Annotated in this window: 12 protein-coding genes; 8 read left to right on the top strand and 4 right to left on the bottom strand. The window is 63.3% G+C overall.

Annotated elements, in window-relative coordinates:
- Positions 1–500: 500 nt before the first annotated feature.
- Positions 501–2054: a flavin-containing monooxygenase gene (locus tag SADO_RS16765; protein ID WP_353113515.1), complete on the bottom strand. Its 1554-nt coding sequence runs from the start codon at positions 2052–2054 to the stop codon at positions 501–503.
- Between the two features lie 247 nt (positions 2055–2301).
- Here SADO_RS16765 and fhuF point away from each other — a divergent pair, with 247 nt between their 5' ends.
- From fhuF to SADO_RS16740, 5 genes are all read left to right on the top strand, one after another.
- Positions 2302–3051: a siderophore-iron reductase FhuF gene (gene fhuF, locus SADO_RS16760; protein WP_353113513.1), complete on the top strand. Its 750-nt coding sequence runs from the start codon at positions 2302–2304 to the stop codon at positions 3049–3051.
- A complete protein-coding gene (locus SADO_RS16755) occupies positions 3051–4730 on the top strand; it encodes a multidrug ABC transporter permease/ATP-binding protein (protein ID WP_353113511.1) in 1680 nt (559 codons plus the stop codon). Before fhuF ends, SADO_RS16755 begins: the two co-directional genes overlap by 1 nt.
- Positions 4731–5011: 281 nt before the next feature.
- Positions 5012–7099 carry a TonB-dependent siderophore receptor gene (locus tag SADO_RS16750; RefSeq protein ID WP_353113509.1) on the top strand — a complete coding sequence of 696 codons (2088 nt, stop codon included), beginning with the start codon at positions 5012–5014 and terminating at the stop codon, positions 7097–7099.
- 595 nt (positions 7100–7694) lie between these two features.
- Positions 7695–8729 carry a ferredoxin reductase gene (locus SADO_RS16745; RefSeq protein ID WP_353113507.1) on the top strand — a complete coding sequence of 345 codons (1035 nt, stop codon included), beginning with the start codon at positions 7695–7697 and terminating at the stop codon, positions 8727–8729.
- A 77-nt stretch (positions 8730–8806) separates the two neighbouring features.
- Positions 8807–9955: a fatty acid desaturase family protein gene (locus SADO_RS16740; protein ID WP_353113505.1), complete on the top strand. Its 1149-nt coding sequence runs from the start codon at positions 8807–8809 to the stop codon at positions 9953–9955.
- Positions 9956–10260: 305 nt separating this feature from the next.
- Here SADO_RS16740 and fhuB read toward each other — a convergent pair whose 3' ends face one another.
- Genes fhuB through SADO_RS16725 form a run of 3 tightly spaced genes read right to left on the bottom strand, consistent with a single transcriptional unit; the run spans position 10261 to position 13921 of the window.
- Positions 10261–12216: a Fe(3+)-hydroxamate ABC transporter permease FhuB gene (fhuB, locus tag SADO_RS16735; RefSeq protein WP_353113503.1), complete on the bottom strand. Its 1956-nt coding sequence runs from the start codon at positions 12214–12216 to the stop codon at positions 10261–10263.
- Positions 12213–13103 carry an ABC transporter substrate-binding protein gene (locus SADO_RS16730; protein WP_353113500.1) on the bottom strand — a complete coding sequence of 297 codons (891 nt, stop codon included), beginning with the start codon at positions 13101–13103 and terminating at the stop codon, positions 12213–12215. Before SADO_RS16730 ends, fhuB begins: the two co-directional genes overlap by 4 nt.
- 50 nt (positions 13104–13153) lie before the next feature.
- Positions 13154–13921 carry an ATP-binding cassette domain-containing protein gene (locus SADO_RS16725; protein WP_353113498.1) on the bottom strand — a complete coding sequence of 256 codons (768 nt, stop codon included), beginning with the start codon at positions 13919–13921 and terminating at the stop codon, positions 13154–13156.
- Positions 13922–14148: 227 nt separating this feature from the next.
- On the opposite strand from SADO_RS16725, the gene SADO_RS16720 reads away from it, so the two are divergent.
- From SADO_RS16720 to SADO_RS16710, 3 genes are all read left to right on the top strand, one after another.
- Positions 14149–14592: a rhodanese-like domain-containing protein gene (locus tag SADO_RS16720; protein WP_353113496.1), complete on the top strand. Its 444-nt coding sequence runs from the start codon at positions 14149–14151 to the stop codon at positions 14590–14592.
- Entirely contained in the window at positions 14589–15710 is a 1122-nt protein-coding gene (locus SADO_RS16715) for an NAD(P)/FAD-dependent oxidoreductase (RefSeq protein WP_353113494.1), read from the top strand. The genes SADO_RS16720 and SADO_RS16715 overlap by 4 nt, the downstream gene beginning before the upstream one ends.
- A gap of 284 nt (positions 15711–15994) precedes the next feature.
- On the top strand, positions 15995–17026 hold the full coding sequence (locus SADO_RS16710) for a 3-oxoacyl-ACP synthase III family protein (RefSeq protein WP_353113492.1): 1032 nt from the start codon (positions 15995–15997) through the stop codon (positions 17024–17026).
- Positions 17027–17534: the final 508 nt, after the last annotated feature.

Here is a 17534-nt window from a genome sequence, read left to right as displayed (position 1 = left end):
GCTGCTTTTTCTCGCCCTGACTCCGCTGCTCGGCGCTACGCCAAAGGGGCCCAATACAGACACGCTCGCTAACGCTCGCTGAAGGTTGCGTCTCGATCTGCGTAGGCAGGATTAACCAAAAGCGTGATCCGGCAGGAACACGGGCGCTTGCCGCAACTTCAACTTAGTCGTCGCTATAGCTTCGGGTGTGCTGATTGTATTAGCCCCCTTGCACGGCGACGGAGACGCGCAGCGGCGAAGGGTGTCCGGCGCACTGCGCCGGTGCGGCAAGGTGTCTGAGCGTCGCCAAAGCGACGCGAGTTTTTGCCGCATCCCTTCGTCGCGAGCATCGGAGTGCACCGGCGCCTTGCGCCGGTGCCGTGCCCGGGGTGTCCTTTCTCTTGGTTACTTCTCTTTGGACAAGCAAAGAGAAGTCACTCGCACAGCAGTGCGAAACCAAAGGTGCGATGAACTCGTGAGTGCCGAAAGGCTAATGGTTCGAACCAACCGTCGTTGTGGCGTCAAGCCGCCTTACGAGCACGCACCGCGCTCGGCGCAGCCTGCTTCACTTCCTCGTACTCCCCAGACTTGAACCGCATCAACCGCACCCGATACTCCCAGTTGAAACCGGGATAAAGCGTAGTGTTCTTGCCCGAATCCGTGAGATACCAGCTGTTACAGCCGGACGTCCACGATGTGTATTTCATCCGCCACTGGATGCCGCGGTTGAATTTGTCCTGCACGGACTTCTTCACGTCGATGAAGCGCAGCTTCTTCTTCGCCATATGCGCGATGGCCTGCAGCGTGTAGTCCATCTGCTGCTCGGTAAAGGCGAGTACCGATGTGTGGCTCGGACCGGTGTTCGGCCCCATCAGGAAGAACAGGTTCGGGAAACCCGAAACGGTTACGCCCTTGTAAGCCTCGGCGCCGTCCCCCCAAGCTTGATTAAGGTCGACGCCGGCACGGCCGGTGATCGGGAACGGCGCGGCCTTGCTCGGCACCTTGAAGCCAGTCGCGCAGACGATGGCGTCCACTTCGATGGTGCGCCCGTCCTTGGTCACGATCGCATTCTCGGTAATACGTGCGGGCCCGTCACCGATCAGTTCGACATTGTCGCGCTGAAGCGCTGGGTACCAGTCGTTCGAGATCAAAATGCGCTTGCAGCCGATCTTGTAGTCCGGCGTGACCTGTTCGCGCAGCGCCTGGCTCTTCACCTGCTTGGTGATGTGCGACTTCGCCATCTTCTCGGCCACACGCTTGAGCGGGCCGAAATCCGAAATCACGAACGGCGCAAACAGCTCGTTGATCCAGTAGATCTTGAGCCGGCGGCGACGCAGCTTGTGCGGTGCTTCCCGGTATTCGGCCTGCTTCTCTTCCGGGATCGGCCGGTCGGGCTTGGGCATGATCCAACTCGGCGTGCGCTGGAACACGGTTAGATGATCGGCCTGTTTCGCAACTTCGGGCACGACCTGAATAGCGCTTGCGCCCGAGCCGATCACGGCCACGCGCTTGCCGGCGAGATCGTAGTCGTCGTCCCATTGGGCGGTATGCATGCGCTTACCGGCGAAATCCTCCAGGCCTTCGATACGCGGCCAGGCCGGATCGGCCAGCGCGCCCACGGCAGACACCACGACATTGGCGGTCAGCGTCTGGCCGTCGGCTGTATGCACGTGCCAGATACCGGCATCTTCGTCGAAATCCGAACCGACGATGGTGGTATCGAACCGCACGTGCTCACGCAGCTTGTACTTGGCGGTGCAGCGTTTGATGTAGTCGAGGATCTCCGGCTGCTGGCCGAAGCTGCGCGACCAGGTCGCGCTCTGCTCGAAGGAGAACGAGTACAGATGCGAGTGCACATCGCAGGCCGCGCCCGGGTAGTGGTTGTCGCGCCAGGTGCCGCCGACCTCGCTGCCCCGTTCGAGGATCGTGAAGTTGTCCACGCCTGCTTCCTTGAGCCGAATCGCCATGCCCAGCCCCGAGAAACCGGCACCGACGATCGCGATATGCATGTCGGTTTCAATCTTCGGATGCGTCGTCAGCGGGTTGATACGGGAAATGAGTTCGGAAACGGCCATGCGGTACTCCGTGGCGTCGAGGGTTGGGGCCGGACAGCGCCGGCGCGATGGAAAATAGCAATTTTCGATATTTCTGACAAGGCGCAATGTCAGATTAAATATGCAGCACTCTACGCCGACCGCCGGGTGCTGCTGGCCTGTGGTCGCCCTGGCGGGTTACCGTATTTGATAACCATTCCTATCCGGAAGACTGACGGCGCCTTGCCGGCGCGCAGTCTTGCGGAGCACGCCAACCGGCCCGGCTGCGATGTTCGCTCGCCATTTTCACGATCATCTCGAGAGCTTCGGCGACGCGCTGGTTGCCGACGCGCCGCGCGATACGGTCGTCACTTCGGGCGCTTTGCTGCGCGATCCCGACGCCTTCGCCGACCAACTCGCTGCTTTCAAGATCGATCGTGGCTGTCACGACGATCGTGCGGCGGCGTCGCAATGGTCGAAGTGGTTCTTCAGCCGGCTGATCATTCCGGCCGCCGTGGTCCAGCTCGCAACCGATCAACGGCTGGTCTGCGAATGGGCGGATCTGGATATCGGCTGGCAGGCCGACGCCACGCCCCGCTGCTTCGTCGTCCAGGAATCACATTTCCTATCCGGCGACGGCGCCGATCTGGCCGGCCTCATCGACACCCTCCTCTGCCCGTTCGTCGACGCGCTCACCGGCTATTGCCGCCTGTCGGCCCGAGTGTTTTGGAGCAATGCCTCGATGTACTACGACTGGGTGGTCGGTGAGCTAACACGTCAGGGCCGCATCCCGGCCGAACGTGTCGCAACCGCTGCCGCCTTACTCAACACACCGACGCGCCCCGACGGCGGCTTCAACCCCTTCGTTCGTGCCCATCGCGACTGCAAGCCCGGCGCTCTGGACGGCGATGACGCGCCCATCGCGCGCTGTCGGCGGCTGTGCTGTATGCGCGATCTCGACCCGAAATGGGGGCTATGCGCGAACTGCCCGCGGGCCGTGCACTACGGCCGCGCCTCGCATGCCGCGGCCAGTCACTGATGGAACTGCTGCGCCTTATCCTGCGCGACTATCGCGCCGCCTTTATCGGCGTGCTGGCCGCGAGTATCGCCAGCGCCGCGTTGGGTATTGGCGTGATCGCGTTCATAAACCAACGTCTGATCGAAACCGCCGCCAACCCGCTGTCCGCCATGCCGCAGTTCTTCGGCCTGATCGTGCTGCTGCTGGCTGTATCGCTGATCGCCCAGCTGGGGCTGACCATACTCGGGCACCAGTTCGTGTTCGATCTGCGTTCGCGGCTCGTCAAGCGGATCATGGACACCGATATCGAGCGTATCGAGGCGCTCGGCAGCGCGCCGCTGCTGGCCAGCCTGTCGGCGGATATCCGCAACGTCACCATCGCCTTCGTACGTCTGCCGGAGCTCGTACAGGGCACGATCCTGACCCTCGCCAGCATCGCCTATCTAGCATGGCTGTCGCCGTCTATTCTGCTGGTCACCGCCGTATGGATCGGGCTCACGATGGCGGTCGGCGCCTGGCTGGTACAGCGGGTCTATCACCACCTGCGCCATGTCCGCGACGCCGAGGACGCGCTCCAGCAGGACTATGAAACCGTGATCGACGGGCGCAAGGAGCTGGGCCTGAACCGCGACCGCGCGCGCCAGCTGTTCGACCGCGTCTATCACGCCAATGCGCAGCGCTATCGCCACCACATCATTCGCTCGGATACATTCCACCTTTCGGCGAACAACTGGGCGAACATCATGATGCTCGGCGCCATCGGCGTGGTGTTCTTTCTCGCCAACGGCCTCGGCTGGGCAAGCAGCTCGGTGGCCGCGACCTACGCGCTCACGATCCTGTTCCTGCGCACCCCGATGATCCAGGCGATCGGCGCCCTGCCGACGCTGATCAACGCCCAGGTCGCCTTCGACAAGCTGGCTACGCTCACGCTCGCCGAGTACGAGCCACGGTTCGACACGCCGGCGCCGATCAAGCGCGACTGGAAGACCATCGAGCTCCGCGACGTGACCTTTGCCTACGGGCACGCCGAAAGAGCCGACGCTGACGCCGCCGGCGGCTTCAGCGTCGGCCCGATCAATCTCACCCTGCGCCGAGGGGAACTGGTGTTTCTGATCGGTGGCAACGGCAGCGGCAAGACCACGCTTGCGCGACTTCTCACGGGTCTCTACCAGCCCGTGTCCGGCGAGATTCGCATCGACGACGTGCCGGTACGAATCAGTGATCGCGCGGCCTACCGACGCCTGTTCGCCGCGGTGTTCACGGATTTTCATCTATTCGACCAACTGCTTGGCGCCGACGGCAAACCGGCGGGACAGGCCTTCATCGACGACTGGCGCGAACGCCTGGGCCTGACCGACAAGCTCGCTCTCGACGGCTCGCGCATTCTCGATACGAAGCTGTCACAGGGGCAGCGCAAGCGCGTCGCGCTGATGCTGGCGCTGGCCGAATCCCGCGATGTGCTGCTGCTCGACGAATGGGCCGCGGACCAGGACCCGCAGTTCCGGCGCGTCTTTTATCGAGAGCTACTGCCGGCGTTTCACGAGCGCGGGCACACGGTGTTCGCGATCAGCCACGACGACAGCTATTTCGAACACGCCGACCGGCTGCTGGAAATGCGCAACGGCCAGTTGCGGGAACTCACCGGCGAAATGCGCGACCGCGCCAGCCGCGATGCGGTGGCGCAACTCCAGACGCACTGAGCGTCGGGCCCGTCTTCAGTCACGCACACTTCGTTGGCGTGTTCTTCGACCCGATCGACCGCGCGTGACTCTTCCAAAACGCTAGGGCCTGGACAACGACCCACTCCGTAAGGGCTTTACCGCCTGCGAAGCCGCGTGACTCACACCGTTCGAAGTGCCAGATACAGCCAAATACGTCGCTTGCGGCGTTTAATGCGAATGATTTACATTTACTTCTTCAGGGGGCTGGGTTCGCTGCACGGCGGCCAAGCGACAAATAATCTTTATAAAGGCCGCACGTCATGTCGCAGGCGTTTCTTCCGTATAAACAGCCGCTACGGCTGTGCACGCGTTTCGTACCGTTAGCCGTCGCCTTCGTTGGCGCGGCACCGCTGGCCGGTTTAGCCCAGGATTCCGCTGAGACGTCGAATGAGCTTCTGGCCCCGTTGGTCGTGGTCGAAACGGCGCTGAAAGTCGAAGCCCCGCTGGTGGAAACGCCGCGCCCGGTCTCGGTCGTCAACCAAGAAGAACTGGAAGAACGCAACGTTCAGAGCCTGGACGAGGCCTTTCGCTATCGCGCCGGCGTGCTGTCGGGCCATTACGGCTCCGACAACAACACCGACTGGTTCAAGATTCGCGGCTTCGACCAGTCCACCTATCAGGACGGGCTGCGCATCTATCGCGAAGGCTTCTATCAGTGGCTGCCCGAGCCCTACGGTTTGGAACGCGTGGAGGTCTTCAAGGGGCCGTCGTCCATTCTGTACGGCGAGGCGCCGCCTGGCGGCCTCATCAATGCCGTGAGCAAGCGCCCGACGCGCGAGGAACGCGGCCGCGTCGATTTCGGCATCGGCACGCGCGGCTATCACCGTCTCGGCGTCGACACATCCGGCCCGGTCAATGAATCCGACAAGGTGCAGTACCGTCTGGTGGGCCTGTACAAATCGCGCGACGGCGATCTGGACTACACCGAAAACGACCGCTATTACATCGCGCCCAGCATCAATATCGATTTCTCGGCCGACACCTCGCTCACACTGCTCGGCAGTTTCCAGCGCGATAACGGCGTGCCGACCAATACCTTCAAGCTGCCCTACGGCACCGTTCAGGACACCCCCTTCGGCAAGGTCGATCCGCAGACCAACTACAGCGAGCCGAGCTACGACCGTGACCAGCGCAAACAGAGTGCCCTGGGCTACGAGCTGGAACACGCCGTCAACGACACCTGGACGTTCGAGCAGAACCTGCGCTACAGCCATCTCGACCTCGACCTGCGCAGCAGCTATATCCTCGCGCGCTCGGGCGAACGCGAAGGCTCGCGTGGCGCCCTGTTACGTGACGGCACGACCGAGAGCTGGACCGTGGACAACCGCTTCATCGGCCGCTGGGCCACGCGGCGCACCGAGAACACGCTGCTGATCGGCCTCGACTATCAGGATCTGCAGATCCGCGGTGAGGAAGCCGATCTGTTCTCCTTCGGCGCGCCTATCGATCTGTTCGACCCGCAGTACGGCAACTTCGACCCGATTGCCGATAGCGACATCATCGATCGCCGTATCGATACCCAGCAGACCGGAATCTATGTGCAGAACCAGTTCCGGCTCGACGACCGCTGGGTGGTGCTCGGCGGCGTGCGCTACGACCAGGCCAAGACCGACAACGTCAATCGCACGACCGGCGTGACCCAGCGTTCGGACGACGACGAGTGGTCCTTCTCAGGCGGCCTCATGTATCTCGCCGACAACGGTCTCTCGCCCTATCTCAGCTACACGGAATCGTTCGACCCACTGGGCCGCAACACGTCGGATGGCGATCTCTACGAGCCACGCGAAGGCAAGCAGCTGGAAGCGGGCCTGAAATTCGCCCCCGAGGGCTGGGACGGTTACGCCACGCTCGCCGTCTTTGATCTGGAAGAAAGCAACACGCTCATCACTTCGCCGGCCGGTTTCCAGACACAGGCGGGCACGCGCGAATCGCAGGGCGTGGAACTCGAGACCGTGGGCTACATCACCGACAGCCTGCAGGCGACCGCTGCCTACAGCTATACCAGTGCACGCGTCGATCAATCCGTCGATCAGCGTGATGTACGTGCCGCGCTCATCCCGCGTCACCAGGCTTCTCTGTGGCTCGATTATTCATTCAGCCAAGGCACTTTGGACGGCCTCAAGCTCGGCGGCGGCGCGCGCTACGTCGGCGAGAGCGTCGACACCGACATCACCGTGCCCGATTACACCGTGTTCGACGCCGCCATCAGCTACGACCTGTCGCCGCAGTGGCGTGCCCAAGTCAACGTCACCAATGTGTTCGACAAGGAATACGTCGCCAGCTGTGACTACTGGTGCTACTACGGCGAATCGCGCGGCGTGCTCGGCAACCTGAGCTACCAGTGGTAGGAACTGACTAGTTGTGCCGTGGCCCCGGCCGCGGCACAACCGCAGGCTTCATGAGCCCCGCGGCTATTTGATCCCCTGACAGCAACTCATCCCGAGATGTGCCAGCCACGGCTTTACGAGTGTGGCGCTCTAGCGCCGGCATGATGTACGTCGCGGGCATGCCGGCGATTTTGACGGGCCGAACATCTCCGGAGTGACCCGAGCGCGAAGCCGACCCAGGCGCAAAGAATCCCGCAGCCCTGGAGGCTGCGATTATACAGCGCCAGACCATTCTTGCCGTGTGTTCGACCGGCGAAACCTGGCTCGTACGATCTTCAGGATCTCGCTCCTTTCTTCCAGAACGCCATGCGGAGCGCATTCGCGAAAAACCGTGAATATTGGGGCGCCTGATCAAACAATCTCGGCGACTACTTTATTACGTATTATTTAAAAACAACGACATATAAATTCTAGTGAACACATGTTGACATAAAGACGAGCGCACACAATAATGTGTACAGTTGTTCACACCGAGGCGTTTATGACATTCGCCAGAACCATAAGTGGATCAGGACCCGTTCAACGGCTTGCGAAAGCCGCATTCAACTCGCGGTTGATGCATCGGTTGACCTATCCGCATGGGCCGGACCGCTTTATCGAGCTGTTCGATCCGACCGCCGTGGCTGACGAAACTGTCGGCACCATCAGCGCGATCGAACATCCAACCGAACGTAGCGTACGTGTCTCGGTCCGCCCGAACAGCCGCTGGAATGGTTTTGTAGCCGGCCAGTACGTCGAATTCGCAATGGAAATCGACGGCCGTCGTCATCGCCGCATGTTCTCGCCGGCGCAGTCGCAGCACGCCAACGGCGCGCTGGAGTTCACGATGTCGGTCAACCCCGACGGCGTGCTCACGCGCCACATCCAGCAGTCGGCCCGGGTGGGCGATCTCGTGGTGCTGGGCGACGTGAGCGGCGATTTCCATCTGCCGCAAGCAAGGCCCGAGCGCGTTGTGCTGATCAGCGCCGGTTCGGGCATCACGCCCGTGATGTCGATGCTGCGCACGCTGATAGACGAGCAATACGGCGGCGAAATCGATTTCATCCACTATTGCCGCAGCGCGAGCGACGCGCTCTACGCGGCCGAGCTGGAACAGCAGGAAGGCGCGCTGCCCGGCCTGAGAATGCACTGCGTCTATACCCGTGAGGGCGGCGTGCATTTCAATGCCGAACAGCTAGCCCAACTGGTGCCGAACTACCACCACGCACAGACCTTCGTCTGCGGCCCGGCCGCGCTGCTCGAAGCGACCCGCACGCTCTTTGACGAGCAAGGCATCAGCGAGCGCCTGCACCAGGAAGCCTTCGGGCTGGCCACGCCGGCCGCTGGCGAAGACGAGACTGGCGGCGAAATCCATTTCAAGCGCAGCGACCGCTCGGCAGACAACAACGGCCAAACACTGCTCGAGCAAGCCGAGCAGGCGGGACTGAACCCGGAGCACGGCTGTCGCATGGGCGTGTGCTTTGCCTGCAGCTGCACTAAGACGGCTGGGCGCGTGCGTGATCTGCGCACCGGCGAGATCAGCAGCGCCGGCGAAGAGGATATCCAGATTTGCGTGAGTGCCCCGCTGGGCACCGTCAGTCTCGATATCTGATACCGAACAATTCATGCCGGCGCGCCCGGAAACAGGCAGGCGCCGGCGTCAATCCCGACACTTTCGAGGAATATCTCATGAGTGAACTCGACAATCATCTCAACAGCTTCACCCAGGAACAGTTCGACCAGATCGGCGCCGACTTCGATGCCATTCGTCGTCGCGTGATCAACGATCTGGGCGAGCGTGATGCCAACTACATCCGCACCATCGTCAAGCGCCAGCGCCAGTTCGAAGTCGGCGGCCGCGCGATGATGATGCTGCCCCCGACCTGGCCGCTAGGCGTTGCGTCGCTTTCCCTGTCGAAGATTCTCGACAACATGGAAATCGGCCACAACGTGATGCACGGCCAGTACGACTGGATGGGCGACCCGGCACTGAACTCCAAGAATTTCGACTGGGACACCGCCGATACCGCCGAGAACTGGAAGGCGACCCACAACTTCGAGCATCACACTTATACCAACGTGGTGGATCGCGATCACGACATCGGCTACGGCCTGCTGCGCATGGCCGACGATCAGCCGTGGGAACCGCGTTTCCTGATGAACCTGCCGCTGACCGCGCTGCTGCATGTGTTCTTCCAGCACTTCGTTGCGGTTCAGAATCTCAAGCTCGAGAACTATCTGATCTACAAGACCAAGAGCCGCGAAGAGCTGGCCGAGGAGTTCAAGCCGGTCTGGGCCAAGATGCGCAAGCAGCTGGCCAAGGACTATGTCTATTTCCCGTTGTTGGCCGGCCCGTTCGCGCCGCTGGTGTTCGCAGGCAACATGACCGCCAATCTCACGCGCAACATCTGGGCCTGCAGCGTAATCTTTAATGGCCACTTCCCGGAAGAAGTCGAGCAGTTCGACGAATCGGTGCTTGAGGACGAATCCCGCGGCCAATGGTATGTGCGCCAGCTTCTCGGCAGTGCCAACTTCGAGGGCAGCAAGCTCATGCATCTGATGAGCGGCAACCTGAGCTATCAGATCGAGCATCATCTGTTCCCCGATATTCCGGCCTGCCGCTATGCCGAGATCGCGCCGGAAGTGCGTGCGATCTGCAAGAAGAACGGCCTGCCGTACCACAGCGGCCCGTTCTGGAAGCAGGCGCTGTCAACCTGGAAGCGGATCGCCCGCCTGTCGTTGCCGGACCGTCTCCTGCCGTCGAAAAAGCCGACGGCAAAGGCGGCGCCCAAGGCCGGCGCCACGACAGACGAGGAATCGCTTCCGATCGCGGCGTAGTCGCCTAGCGACGCTTCACTAGCCCAAGCCCGGCAGCATGCGATCAAGCGTGCTGCCGGGCTTTTTTATGGCTCGTACGCACTCGCCTGGATCAAGAGCAGGCATCGCCACGTCGGGGCGCTCCAAGCACCGCGCAGGGCAACCAGACGGCTAGTCGAGAAGCAGATACTCCGGTGCCGGCTCGAGTGGACTCGAGCGGCGCAGCGCCCGAACTACATATGGGCAGTGGCAACCACTCAGTCTTTCGGCAAATCCTGGCAGCAGGCGTTGGGCATTCGATGCGACACCTGTAGCAGGCAGTCGGTCTACAATCGTCGCAGCCGCCACATGAAATAGCTGCCGCCGATCAGCGTGGCGACCAATCCTGCCGGGATCTCGCTGGGAAACAGGATCACGCGGCCGACCCAGTCCGCCAGGATCATCAACAGCGCGCCGATCACCACAGAGCCCGCCAGCTGCTCGCGGGCTCGTGTGAGCCCCAGCAACCGCGCCATATGCGGCGCGAGCAGGCCAACGAAGCTCAGCGGCCCCACCACCAGCGTCGCGCCCGCGGTAAGTACTGCCACCACGGCCAGCAGCAGCAAGCGGCTGAAAGTCACGTTCACGCCCAGCGCGCGGGCCGTGGGCACGCCCAACGGCAGCAGGTCCAGCCAGGCGGCCAGCGGACGGGTCGCCAGCAGCCCGAGCACGGCGAGCGCCGTAACCATCAGCGCGAGCGGCATGTCCACGTAGTAGGTCGTGCCCGACATCCAGGCCAGCAGTTGCTGGGTACGCGGGTCGCTGCCGGCGAGCACGATCTTCGAGATCGCATCGAACAGGAACAGCACGCTGATACCAGTCAGCAGCACGCGCTCGGGCTCGAAGTCGCTGCGTGCGTTTAGAACGACCAGCAGAGTCAACGTGGCAAAGGCGCCGAAGATGCCGGCACCGAGCATGATTGCGGTGCCTGCGGCCGGCCAGAGCAGAATCACCGCGAGCACGCCCATTGCCGTGCCGGCACTGATACCGAGCACCTCGGGGCTGGCCATAGGATTGCCCGAAACGCGCTGGATGATCGTACCCGCGAGCGAGAGCATCAGCCCCGCCGCGCCGGCCGCCAGCACGCGTGGCAGCCGCCACGCACCCGTGACGTCCCACGGCAGCTGAAACGGCCAACTCCAGCCATCGGCGCCGCGCCCGACAAACAGCGCGATCACGACCATCACCGCGGCCGCCACGGCCAGACCGGCAATCAGGCGCGCCGGCGCATGCAATCGAGCGGTCGGTGCTTCAGCCATCGTCTGCGGCACAGGCCGGCGCATGTTGAGGCGTGGAATCAGCCACAGCAGCAACGGGGCGCCGAGCGCGGCGGTAGTGGCACCCGTCGGGATCAGCGCGGCCGAATCGTGGGTAGCCAGCTGCAGCACCTGATCGGTCACTGCAAGCAGCAACGCACCAAGCAGCGGCGCCCAGGCGAGCCGGGCCTTGAGCGTCCGCGCCCCCGCCAGACGCACGATGGAGGGCGCCGCCAGACCCACGAAACCGATCACCCCGAGCTCCACCACCACGACGGAGGTGACGAAGACAGCGACACCGAGGGCGCCCGCGCGCAGATACTGCAGTGAAACGCCAAGATTCTTGGCATTCACGTCGTCGAGATCGAGCAGTGCGAGCGCACGGGAAAGTGCTGTGGCCGCCACCGCGCCGATCGCCACACGCGGCAGCAGGTAGAACACACCGTCCCAATTGTTCTGGGCCAGCGATCCTGCGCCCCAGATCATCATCCCGCGCAGCGCTTCCTGATTGAAAAGCAGCAGCACGACGACCAGAGCGCCGAGATAGAGATTGACCACCAGCCCGGCGAGAACGACCACCGTGGGCGCCAGCGCCCGCCGCCATGCCAGCGCAAACACCAGCCCCATCGCGGCCGCGCCGCCGACAAAGCCCACGACGCCACGGGCGTACAGCAGTAACCACGGCGCGAACAGTGTCGCCAGCAACAAGGCGAGATGCACACCGCTGACCACGCCGAGCGTCGTGGGTGCAGCCAGTGGGTTACGCAGTGTCTGCTGCATGAGCACGCCGGCGAGTGCCAGGCCTGCCCCGCCGAGAAGCGAAACCACGAGCCGCGGCAGCCAGTTGTAGCGCACCAGAATGCCGGTCAGCGAATCACCGGGCGCGGCCAGCATCCCGATTCCGCCGGGAATGACCGTCGCCAGTGTCCAGGCAGAGAAACCGCACAGCACGACCAGAAACAAACCGCACAGGCGCGCAGGCGTCACGGCAGCCCTCCGAACTCATCGCCCGCCGCACCGGAAGCAAGGCGATCGTAAGCATCGGCCAGCCCGCGCGCGAAACGTGTCGCCGACGGCAGACCACCGAAACTCCAGACCGCCGGCAGATCGAGCACCGCTTGGTCGCGTACGGCCGGCAGGTGCTGCCAGAGCACGCTTTCAGCGATCTCCTCCGGCACGCCGACCGGCACCGGATCGACCACGGCCATACGGGCGTTCTCGATCGCCGCAAGCCGCTCGATGGGCACCAGCGCGAAACCCCAGAAGTTGGTCTCTTCCTGCCAGGCATTGGCAATGCCCATACGCGACATTACGTTGCCGATCAGGCTGTCGTCACCGAACACGCGGACATGGCGCGCGTCGATAAACTGAACCACCAGTAGTGGCTGGGTATCGGCCGGGACGCGCTGGGCGAGCTGCTCGACCTCGGCGCGGGTGGATTCGATGAAGCGCTCGGCCGCCGCCTCGCGGTGCACGAGCTTCGCCAGGGCGCGGGTCGAGTCGACGGTGTTATCCCAGGCCGAGCCCTCGTGGTAGTAAACGTCGATGCTTTCGACCGGCGCGACCTGCGTCAGACGCGCGCGCGAATTCTCGTACATGGGCGTGATCGTGATCACGTCGAGATCCAGCTGCGACAGCAGTTCCATATTCGGCTGCACCCGCAACCCGAGTTCGCGCACCGAATCCGGCACGGCAGGACCGCCCACCCAATCACCATAGGAGGCGACCTGAGCCATGGCTACCGGGGGCGCGCCGATCGCGATCAGCGTCTGAACCTGCCCCCAGTCGATCGCCGCAACCCGCGGCGTGTCCGGTGCTGCCGCCGCAGACAGACCGCCTGAAACAAACAGGGCTAGCCCGATGAGCCAGCCCAAAAGACACGAACGCCCCGCGCCCGCGGAGCGTCGAGCGCACCCGGCCCGCGTCACTGGACGACGGCGATCGGGTGGTTGTCGGCGGGATGCGACATCACGCTCATGCGGATGCCGTAGATGGCTTCCAGCGTCGCATCGCGCATCAGTTCGCTCGGCGCGCCCTGCGCCAGAAGACGGCCGTCGCGCAACGCCACCAGATGATCGCAATAGCGTGAAACCATGTTCACGTCGTGCAGCACAATGATCACACCCAGGCCCAACGAACTGGCCAGCTCGCGAATCAGCGCCAGCGTATCGACCTGGTGGGCGATATCCAGCGCCGACAGCGGCTCGTCGAGCAGCAGGAAGCGGCTGCCCTGAGCCAGCAGCATGGCAATCCAGACGCGCTGTTTTTCGCCGCCGGAAAGCGTATCGACCATTCGGTCGCTCATGTTGGAGGTATGCGTAAGATCCAGCGCACGCTCGATCTGGGTCTTGTCCTCGCGCGACAGGCGGCCGAGCAGACCGTGCCACGGGTAACGCCCGAACGCGACGAGCTCCCGCACCGTCAGGCTGGACGCGCTGGGCAGCTGCTGCGGCAGATAGGCCACCTCGCGTGCAAATTCACGGTGCCCCCAACGGTCGATCGAACGGCCATTGAGACAGATCTCGCCACAGCTGGCGCACTGCTGGCGCGCCATCAGCTTGAGCAGCGTGGATTTGCCGGAACCGTTATGCCCGATCAAGCCATAGACCAGACCCTGCTTGAAGCACAGGTCGGTGGCTTCGAGCAGGCAACGGCCATTGACCTCGAAGCGAGCGGCATTGAGTTCGAACATGACCTTCTCCGCGGCGTTCGCGGTCGGCGCGCGGCCGCGCGTGATTCGGCAAAGACAGGCGGAGAATAAGCTAAATACGAATGCTTATCAAAAAGAAGGCGACCCAGCCGACGCCAGCAATCACCCCGCAGCCGACTGCCGGCAACACGACTTGCGACGGCGCTCGCGGGCCTTGCTTGTTGGGCTTAAGCTGGCGAGGTAACGCTTCAATCAAGGAAACGACAGCCATGTCGATTCTGCAGAAACTGCGCACCGTGCTTGGCTTTTCGCAAGAAGGCGAAGACACGTCGTCGACGAACCCGCCAACCTCGGGCGACGCGGCCGACGACGGCAAGACCCCGGTCGACATCGTGACCCTCGATGAAGCCTACGCGGCCTACCAGGGCGGCGCCCGCTTTATCGACGTGCGCGAACCCACGGAATGGGACAACGGCCATGTCGCGGGCGCGGTCCATCACCCGGTCGGCACGCTGGAAAATCAGCCGGAAATCGCCGTGGCCCGCGACAAGCCGGTGGTCACCTATTGCGCGGCCGGAGCGCGCGCCGCGCGCGCAGCCGCCGCACTGGTCGCCAACGGCTATTCCGACGTCAGCGCACTCCAGGGCGGCTATGGCGATTGGGCGGCGGCCGGCTACCCCGTCGAACGCCCGGATGACGACACCGCCTCGTGAGCACACCAAAGCGGGTGCTGCTGGTCGGTGCCGGCCACGCACATCTGCATGTCGCCGCAGAGGCCGCCGCCCTACGCAGCGCCGGTGTTCGCACCACCCTGATCGACCCGGGCCTGTTCTGGTACTCGGGCCGTGCCACCGGGATGCTTGGCGGCCAGTTTTCGGCCGCTGATGACCAGATCGACCCACGTGCCGTGATCGAGCGCGCCGGCGGCGAGTTCATCGCCGGCCGTGTCGAACACATCGATCGCGTCGCACGCCGCGTTTATCTGGCCAACGGCAGCACGCACGACTACGACTGGCTGTCGATCAATGTCGGCAGCGGCGTGAACACACAAGCGATCGAAGGCTGCGCCGACGACCCGACCTGCTGGCCGGTCAAACCGATCGCGCGACTCGAAGCCCTGCATCAGACGCTGGTAGAGGCGTTCGCTGCGGGACAGACGCCGTCGCTTGCCGTGATCGGTGGCGGCGCCACGGGCTGCGAGATCGCTGCCAATCTCGCCGGCCTGGCCCGACGTGCCTGTGACGCCGACCGCAAACCGATCATTCAGCTGCTGCAGAGCGGCGATACGCTCGCCCCCGCCCTGCCCCGCGGCGCGCGAGAGCGGCTGGGATCGCATCTGACCGGACTTGGTGTGCAGGTGAAATACAACGCCAAAGTCACCGGTCGCGAGCACGGCGCTCTGGTGCTCAGCGATGGCGAAAGCCTCGATGCCAACCATGTGGTTCTCGCGACCGGCCTTACCGCGCCTGGCTGGCTGGGCAGCCTAGGCCTCGCGTTCGACGATGGCCTGGTCGTGGACAAAACACTCCGCAGCATCGACGACGATCGCGTTTTCGCCGTCGGCGACTGTGCGCGTATCCAGGGTCACAGCCTGCCGCGGCTAGGCGTGTTCGGCGTCCGCCAGGCCCCGGTGCTGCTTGCCAACCTGCGGGCCGTCGCGCGCGGGCAACCGATGCAGCATTACACGCCGCAATCGAAATGGCTGTCGATTCTCGACCTCGGCGACGGCACGGGCCTTGCCACCCGCGGCGAGCGCTGGTGGCAGGGGCGCGCAAGCGCGTGGCTCAAGCACTGGCTCGATCGTCGTTTCATCGAACGCTATCGTGTTTAGCCGTTGGCGCCTGCGCGTGATTCGCGCCAGGGGCGCCGTCCCACGGCCGTACCGCAAGACCATAAAACAATGACGAACGCGCTCCTGCCTGCGTCTGACGGTCAATTGCGGGCACACACGCCAGCGTACGGTGCATGCTGCACGTTGACGCGCACCGTACGGACACCGATATTGAGCGTTTTGCACGGTGGCAAGCGCATGTTCAATAGTATGAGGGCTGCCGCCGTTACCGGGAGAGACACGTTGTCACGTCGAGACCTCACCCACCGTCGAGGCGACCACTGATGGGCGCCGTGATCGATGCCATCGAATACATGCTGCCGGCGCGCACCGAGTCGATCGAGGAGATCGCGGCCCGGTTCCCGAACTGGCCGCTGGAAAAGATCGCCGAGAAGACCGGCATCCGCGCGCGCCATGTCGCTTCCGAGGACGAGTGCGCCTCGGACTTCGGCGTCATCGCCGCGCGCGATCTGCTCGAGCGCACGGGCACAAATCCGGCCGATATCGACTACCTGATCTTCTGCACCCAGAGCCCGGACTACCTGGCGCCGACCACCGCCTGCCTGGTGCAGGAACGGCTCGGCCTGCCCACCCATATCGGCGCGCTGGATATCAATCTCGGCTGTTCCGGCTATATCTATGCGTTGGGCGTGGCCAAGGCGTTGATCGAGACCGGCCAGTCGCAGAAGCTGCTGCTCGTCACCGCCGACACCTACAGCAAGTTCGTGAATCCCGGCGACAAGAGCGTGCGTGCTCTGTTCGGCGACGCCGCGGCAGCCACGCTCATGAGCGCACGCGACGGCGATGCGACCATCGGCCCGTTCGTCTACGGCACGGACGGCTCCGGCGCCCAAGATCTCATCGTGCCCAACAGCGGCCTGCGCAATCGCGGCGCCCATATTCCGATCGAGGAATACACGGATCGCCACGGCAACACCCGCAGCGATCACAACATCTACATGAACGGCCGCGCGGTGATCGAATTCACCCTGCGCGAGGTCCCCAAGGCCATCGATGCCCTGTGCGAAAAGGCCGGCGTGAGCCTCGACGAGATCGACGCCGTGGTGCCACACCAGGCCAGCGCAACGGTGCTGGAAGGCATCCGCAAGAAGCTCGATCTGCCGCGCGAGCGCTTCGTCGTGTGCATGGAAGACATCGGCAACACCGTGTCCTGCAGCGTGCCGATCGCCATGAAACGCGCCATCGGCAACGGCCAGATCAAACCCGGCGCCCTGCTGCTGCTCGTCGGCTTCGGTGTCGGCCTCTCCTGGGGCGCGACGCTCGTGCGCCTGCCCGAGGATTTTGTGGCGAGCTGACTGCAAACAGCCAGAAGCGGACTTCAGCTATCCGATCGTTGGGCTTGGAGATTAGCCAATATCGATGAGACATCTACCTCGATATTTTGGATATTCGTGATCGGATAGGACTCGAGTAGCTTAGTCAAAGAGCGTGGGTCAGATGGGCCGTTCGGAACGAACCGATATTGTCCAGGGCTTATCACGGTAAGTAGGCCGAAAAGCTTCTTGGGTCTATTCTGGCGAAGCCAATTTGCTCGATATGGAAGAGCGAACTCAGCGAAGGCCGCGCGCAGTTCGCTTTCAGCATCAATAGGTTCGATTTCCCGTTCCGCACATGCACGCGAATCGAACACAAAGATCGTTGGCTCATCAAGCAGAATGAACAGCATTCGGTGCCCGTGTCGCCTCAACTAATCTGATCAGTGAAGGTAATTTTGCGACGCCAGAATGTCGAGGTAGATAGCGTCCGCTTCGGGTCCAGGCTGTGTGAAAACGCGTGAGTTAGCGTACTTTTCCCCATCAGCTG

It is taken from the genome of Salinisphaera dokdonensis CL-ES53, assembly GCF_040361215.1.
GTDB classification, from domain to species: Bacteria; Pseudomonadota; Gammaproteobacteria; order Nevskiales; family Salinisphaeraceae; genus Salinisphaera; species Salinisphaera dokdonensis.
This window is presented reverse-complemented; position numbering and strand designations above follow the sequence as displayed.